This is a genomic window from Pseudomonas syringae (genome assembly GCF_001698815.1).
GTDB classification, from domain to species: Bacteria; Pseudomonadota; Gammaproteobacteria; order Pseudomonadales; family Pseudomonadaceae; genus Aquipseudomonas; species Aquipseudomonas syringae_A.
In genome coordinates this window covers 174769-181449 of the sequence record NZ_LGSI01000043.1, presented here as the reverse complement: position 1 = coordinate 181449, position 6681 = coordinate 174769, and the positions used below count along the sequence as shown (strand labels likewise).

At 59.6% G+C, this 6681-nt stretch carries 7 protein-coding genes; 2 read left to right on the top strand and 5 right to left on the bottom strand.

Translation table 11 applies throughout. The features are described from left to right. Positions 1 to 168: 168 nt before the first annotated feature. The 5 genes from AFK24_RS13885 to AFK24_RS13865 form a co-directional block, all read right to left on the bottom strand. Positions 169 to 1503: a DEAD/DEAH box helicase gene (locus AFK24_RS13885; RefSeq protein WP_065833744.1), complete on the bottom strand. Its 1335-nt coding sequence runs from the start codon at positions 1501 to 1503 to the stop codon at positions 169 to 171. Positions 1504 to 1542: 39 nt separating this feature from the next. Continuing rightward, positions 1543 to 2457, bottom strand: a complete 915-nt coding sequence (gene yedA / locus AFK24_RS13880; RefSeq protein WP_065833743.1) for a drug/metabolite exporter YedA — start codon at positions 2455 to 2457, stop codon at positions 1543 to 1545. 153 nt (positions 2458 to 2610) lie between these two features. Then, positions 2611 to 3222, bottom strand: a complete 612-nt coding sequence (locus AFK24_RS13875; RefSeq protein ID WP_065833754.1) for a 3'-5' exonuclease — start codon at positions 3220 to 3222, stop codon at positions 2611 to 2613. Positions 3223 to 3255: 33 nt separating this feature from the next. Beyond that, complete coding sequence (locus AFK24_RS13870) at positions 3256 to 3735, bottom strand: NYN domain-containing protein (protein ID WP_065833742.1); 480 nt, start codon at positions 3733 to 3735, stop codon at positions 3256 to 3258. A 203-nt stretch (positions 3736 to 3938) separates the two neighbouring features. Beyond that, positions 3939 to 4721, bottom strand: coding sequence for a DUF2076 domain-containing protein (locus AFK24_RS13865; RefSeq protein ID WP_065833741.1), 783 nt, complete (start codon positions 4719 to 4721; stop codon positions 3939 to 3941). A 199-nt stretch (positions 4722 to 4920) separates the two neighbouring features. Here AFK24_RS13865 and AFK24_RS13860 point away from each other — a divergent pair, with 199 nt between their 5' ends. After that, complete coding sequence (locus AFK24_RS13860) at positions 4921 to 5583, top strand: YciC family protein (protein WP_065833740.1); 663 nt, start codon at positions 4921 to 4923, stop codon at positions 5581 to 5583. A gap of 8 nt (positions 5584 to 5591) precedes the next feature. Then, positions 5592 to 6665 (top strand): endonuclease/exonuclease/phosphatase family protein, encoded by a 1074-nt coding sequence (locus AFK24_RS13855; RefSeq protein WP_430962160.1) that lies wholly within the window; start codon positions 5592 to 5594, stop codon positions 6663 to 6665. Positions 6666 to 6681: the final 16 nt, after the last annotated feature.

Here is a 6681-nt window from a genome sequence, read left to right as displayed (position 1 = left end):
CCGCCCGATCTCTTCGGGGACAAGTCCCCTCCTACCGGTTGTGTAGGGTTCGGTAGGACCGGACTTGTCCGGGAAGACGTTGGTTCAGGCAACGATGCCCGATCAGACAGATCGAGCGTCCCGCCTGACCTCTTCGGGGACAAGTCCCCTCCTACCGGGCGGCGCGAATCAAGGCTTCTTCTTGCGCGGCCCGGTATTGAATACGGGCACTTTACGTACCGGCTTGACCGCTACTGGATCAGGCGCCGTGTCGCCGCTGTCGACCCATTTGCCCAGGTTGCGTTTGCCGCCACCGGAGATTTTCGGTTTTTTCGGCTTCTTGGGTTTCTTCAGAATCTGCCCGGTGGAATCGGTGGTCGGCACCCGATGCTCAGGCGTGAAGTCCGGCTCTTCCTCGCGACGCAAGGTCTGCCGCGTCAGGGTTTCGATTGCCGACAGCAGCTCGACTTCGTCCGCGCACACCAAAGAAATCGCTTCGCCAGTCAGGCCAGCACGGCCGGTGCGACCGATACGGTGGATGTAATCCTCGGCCACGATAGGCAAGTCAAAGTTGACCACTGTCGGGAGATCGTCGATATCCAGACCGCGCGCGGCAACGTCAGTGGCCACCAGAATCTGCACTTCGCTGGCCTTGAAACGATCCAGCGCCCGCTGCCGTGTGGCTTGTGGCTTGTCGCCATGAATGCCATCGGCGTTGAAGCCCAGACCTTGCAGACGCTCGACCAGTTGATCGACACCGACGCGAGTCTTGGCGAACACCAGCACTTGGGACCAGTGCAGTTTTTTCAGCAGATGGATGAACAGTTCCGGCTTGCGCTTCTTGTCGACCGTCACCACCCATTGCTTGACCGAACTGGCGGCCACATTGCGCGGGCTGACTTCGATCGTCAGTGGATCGTCGAGCATTTGCGCCGCCAACTGGCGGATCGCGTCGGAAAACGTCGCCGAGAACAGCAATGTCTGGCGGCGTTTAGGCAGCGCGGCATAAATACTGCGCAGCTCTTCCGAGAAGCCCAGATCCAGCATGCGGTCGGCTTCGTCGAGGATCAGGGTTTGCAGTTGCGAGAACTTCAATGCGTTCTGGCGATGCAGATCCAGCAGACGACCCGGCGTCGCGACGAGGACGTCGACGCCTTTGCGCAGCTTCATCATCTGCGGGTTGATGCTCACGCCGCCGTAGACCGCGTAGGTGCTCAGCGGCAGGTGTTCAGCGTATTGACGGATGCTCTCGTGAACCTGTTCGGCCAGCTCGCGGGTGGGCACCAGAACCAGCGCGCGGATCGAGTTGGCGGCGACTTTCGGGCCTTCCAACGTCAATCGTTGCAGCAGCGGCAAGGCAAAACCGGCGGTTTTGCCAGTGCCGGTCTGGGCAGCGGCCATCAAGTCACGCCCGGCCAGAACCGGTGGAATCGCCTGAGCCTGCACAGGCGTCGGCGTCTGGTAACCGAGCGTTTCAAGGGCGCGCAGCAGGGGTTCGATCAGGCCAAGAGTGGCAAATGTCATCGGTAATACCATAGGGAAATTCAACGCAAGACGCGGAGTTTACCCTGTCCTCACCGATCCGGCCTGTTCCGGCTGCGGCTTTCGCCATTGCGGCAGGCCGATCAGCACCACGGCGCTGATAATCACCGCCATCGCCAGGCATTCTTCCGGACCGATGGTTTCGCCCGCGAAGAGGATGCCCAGCAACACCGCGACGGCCGGATTGACGTAGGCGTAACTGGTGGCGGCGGCGGGCCTGACGTTTTTCAGCAGGTACATATAGGCGCTGAACGCCACGATGGAGCCGAACACAATCAGGTACGCCAAGGCGCCCCAACCCGCTGCGCTGGGCATCTGCTGCAGATGCTCGCCGCTCACGGCACTGGCGATCAGCAACATGACGCCTGCGGTGATCATCTCGGCGCCGCTGGCCATCGGTCCTTCGGGCAATGGCAGATGCTTGCTCCACACCGAGCCGAACGCCCAGGCGGCTGCGGCAAAAATCACCAGCGCTGCGCCATAAGGGCTGGCCTGCAGGTTCGAGCCCAGGTTCAGCAGGCCGATGCCGATCAGACCGAGGATGATTCCCGCCCACTCCAGGCGCGTGGTGCGATTGCCCCAGAACAGGCCGAACAACAGGGTAAACAGTGGCATCGTGGCAATCGCCAGCGCGGCAATGCCCGACGCGATGCCCGCATGTTCCGCCAAAGTCACCCCGCCATTGCCGCACGCCAGCAGCAGAAACCCAATGGCCGCCGATGCCTTCCATTGCGCAAAGGTTGGGGCCGGTGCGCCGCGAAAACGCAGAAAGCCATACAGCAGGCAACCGGCAATCAGGAAGCGAATTCCGGCCATCATCAGCGGCGGCCAGGACTCGACGCCAATGCGGATCACCAGATAGGTCGATCCCCACACCAGATATAACGCCAGGAAGGCACCCACAAGCAGTAACGGAAAACGACGAGAACTCGGCATGTCAGGCTCGAAAAGTTAATTATTATTCGCCAGCTTTATAGAAAGGCTGATCTTGGCAGTAAACACTAAACCTTTTTAAACGAGCTGATCGGCGAGGAAAACCCGTTTCTTGCTCACTAACTTCAACAACAACCCGGCAAGCGTTTCAGCAAGTCAAAATCCGCGCTGACGTTTGAGGGCTTCGCTGATTTTGGCGGCGGGGACTTTCTGCAAGGTGCAGAGCAACTGATGGGAAATCCCGGCGATGCCATGGGTGTGGCGCAATTCGTTGGTCAGGTGCGCCGTGAGGTTGGCAGCCATTTCCGCATCGGCCATTGCCCGGTGAGCCTTGCCGGTGTTGGGCAAACGCGCGTAACTGGTCAGAGTGCCAAGCTTGTGGTTTGGCGCGCCGGGCATCAAACGCCGCGCCAATAGCATCGAACAGGCGAAGCTTTGTTCGCGGTTACGCTGGATGCGGGACAGCTCGTAATCCCAGAATTTCTGGTCGAATGAAGCGTTGTGCGCCACCAATGGCGTCAGGCCGACAAAGTCCGCTACATCATTCATGACTCTTTCGGCGCTGGGCGCTGTACGAATCATGCTGTTGCTGATGCCGGTCAGCGACTCGATGAATGAAGGAATGCGCACGCCTGCGTTCATCAAACTCTGAAAACGCTCGACGATGCGCCCCTGCTCCATGATCACCACGGCGATTTCCGTCGCCCTGCAGCCGTGGCCTGGGGAAATACCGGTGGTTTCAAAGTCGATGACTGCGATGCGTTCCAACACTTGCCTGAATCCTTTGAAAAATGAACATGCTCAGTTGCGCAGCAGCAGCGAACCTTCGATCGGCACATAGCGCGTGGCGGCGCGGATCAACGAGTTGGCGGTCAAGCCGGGTACGCCGTAGGCAACAGCCTCGACGCCGTGCTTGTTGATGATGTGTTCGAGCAGCAAATCGAAATCGCCATCACCGGAAGCCAACACCACTTCATCGACTTGCGAGGCGATGTCCATGATATCGATGGTGATGCCCACATCCCAGTCGCCCTTGGCCGAGCCGTCGCTGCGCTGGATGTACGGCTTGAGTTTGACGGTGAAACCGAGGTTGCGCAGGATCTGCTGGAACTGTTGCTGTTTGCTGTCGCCACGGTCGATGGCATAAGCGTAAGCCTGCACGATTTCGCCGCGCTGGCTGATATCAGCCCACAACGCTGCGTAACTGAAATGGCAGCCATGCGCCTGTCGAACGGTGTAATAGAGGTTCTGTACATCGGCGAACACTGCGATCTTTTTCACCGGAAATCCTCATGACGCCGATCCAGAAGTGAATCGGCGCCCAGTATGCCAGTTTCGCGTCAGCCGTAGGACCGGCTTTAGCCGGGAGGGCGTCGATCCTGCCAATCAAGATTTTCAGCGCCCGCAACGCCCTCCTCGGGGATATCCCCTCCTACAAAAACCTCGCAACCCCGTGGGACCGGATTCATCCGGAAAGGCGTCAATCAGACAAACGAATCATCATCGCCAAACATGTCGTCGCCGCCGCCGTCATAGCCGTTGTCGGCGTAACTGTCCTGGTTGCCGTTGACGTCGTTGTCGCTGACGCGCTGTTCGTCTTTGCCCCAGCTGTTGCCGCTGTCGTTATTGCCGTGATCCGCCACCTGTTCCGGCTCTTCCTTGATCACTTCGACCACTTCCTGCGGCTGCTCATTATGGCCGAACATGCTGCTGATGCCTTGGGCCAGCATCACGCCGCCCGCCACGCCAGCCGCTGTTTTCAGGGCGCCGCCCAGAAAGCCGCTGCCCATCGGTGCCGCCGGTGCCTGCTGTTGCGGCGCGGCATAGTTGCCTTGCTGCGGATTGCCTTGCTGAAAGTTGGAAGGCGGCGGGCCGGAAGGACCATCGCGCCAGCCACCCGAAGACGACGGATTGCTCGGCCGTGCCTGCTGCTGCGGCTGCTGGGAGTTGCCACCGCCGAAGATGCTCGACAAAAAGCCACCGCCGCTCGGGGCCGGTGCTGCTGACGATTGCGCCTTGGCCTGCTGCAACTCGGCCTGAAGCTGCTGAATCTGCTCGTCGCGCTGCTTGACCTGCAGGTTCAACTGATTGACTGCCGCTTCCTGCACCAGAATTGCCTGCGCCATGTAATAAGGGGCCGCTGGCTGCTGGGTGAGATGCTCCTTGATCCTGGCTTCGGCTTGCGCATCGCGCGGGGCAGAAGCGGTTTCGGCACTTTTCAGTTTCGAGAAAAGGCCATCGATCAGGGTTTGCTCTTCGCTGTTCATGGCGACCTCGTTAGATTGCCGTTAAATATCGTCGCCTGACCAAATGACCAGACGTACGCATGGTAATGGGGCTGATCCGATGCGTTTCAATGGCTGTACGCAAATGTTAAGAATGCCGCGCAGCGCTCTGGCTCGCGCTTGGTTCGCTGGGATGCATGGGCTAAAGTGACCACCTGCTTTTTCTCTGCGACCCGATTCCATGAACCCGCTGATCGTTCTGCAAGACTCGCTGTATTTTTTCCGGCGCAACCTGGCGAGCATTCTGCTGCTCTGCCTGCCGCTGGTGGTACTCGAAGCATTGGCCAAGCAGGCGTTGGGCAATGCGCTGGCAGCGGAGGCTTCGCCGGCTTATGAATTGCTGGTCGGCCTGTTGTTTTATCCGCTGTATACCGGCGCGCTGATTCTGTTTCTTGACGCCCGCAGCCGAGGCGAAGAACCCCACAAACGCGACCTGCTCGCCATGGCCCTGCGCCTGTGGCCGACCTTTGCCGTGCTGTCGGCGTTGAGCACGTTGCTGATCATGTTCGGCCTGTCGATGTTCATCATTCCCGGAGTGTACATCATGGTCAAACTGGCCTTTTCCGAGTATCTGCTGGTCCTGCGCGGTCTTACGCCGCTGGCCGCGATGCGCGAAAGCCTGCTGCTGACCAAGGGTCAGTTCGTGCGCATCCTGGCCTGCGTGCTGTGCGTTTATCTGCCATTGTCGGTGCTGGAAGGCATCGGCATGTTCCTGCTTCCGGAACCACAAAGCGCGCCGGTTTCGCTGGCTATCGACAGCATCAGCAGTTTTCTGCAACTGTTCACCAGCGTGGTGATGTTCCGTCTGTTCATGTTGGTCAGCGAACCAGGACAACCGGCGTGAAAGCCCGCATCCTCGCCATCATCGTGCTGTTGACCGGCCTGTTTATCGGCTTTGTCTACAGCGTGACCTGGCGACCCGCCGCCCACGAGCACCTGCCCGTGACCTGCAACCCGAAGCTTCAAGCGCCCACCCTGGTTCCGGGGCAAGCCTTGAAGGTCATGACCTGGAACATCCAGTATCTGGCGGGCAAACGCTATGTGTTCTGGTATGACCTGGACGATGGCAGCGGCGAGGATGAACGGCCTACGCCCGAGGATCTGGCCTACAACCTCGATGAAGTCGCGCGGGTCATTCGTGACGAACAACCGGATATTGTCCTGCTTCAGGAAGTGAGCGACGGCGCGAAAAACGCTGATTACGCCGACCAACTGGCGCTGCTTCAAGAGCGGGTCACCGATTTGTATCCTTGCAGCAGCCAGGCCTTTGACTGGAAAGCTGACTTCGTTCCGCTGCCACACATCTTCGGCAGCGTCGGCACCAAGCTGGCGACCCTGAGCCGCTATCACATCGACCGCGCCGAACGCATTCAGTTACCCATTCAGGACAGCAATCTGCTGGCTCGCCAATTTCAACCCAAACGCGCATTGCTGGTCAGTTACCTGCCGTTGCGTGACGGTGGTGAGATGGCTGTGATCAACACTCAGCTGGATCGCTTGACCCAGGACACCGACACGCAACAGCGTCAGTTGCAGGCCACCAGCCAGCTGCTGGATAAATTCGAAGGCAGCGGCACTCCGTGGTTGATCGGCGGGGATTTCAACCTGCTGCCCCTCGGCCAATACCGGCGCCTGCCGCCGGAACAGCGCAGCCGCTACCAACCGGACAGTCAGCTGCATGTGCTGTGGGACAAGTACCCGATGATCCCTGACAACACCGAAGTCGGCGGCATCGAGCGCAACAAATGGCTGACCCATTTCCCCAACGACCCTAGAATCAGCGGCCCTGACCGGACTGTGGATTATCTGTTCTACAGCCCGCACCTCAAACGCGTAGATGCCCGGGTTCGGCGCGAAGACACGCTGTTGATCTCCGATCACTTGCCGGTGATCGGGCGGTTTTTGTTACCCGCAGCCCCTCAGTAGGAGCAACCTGTGCGCG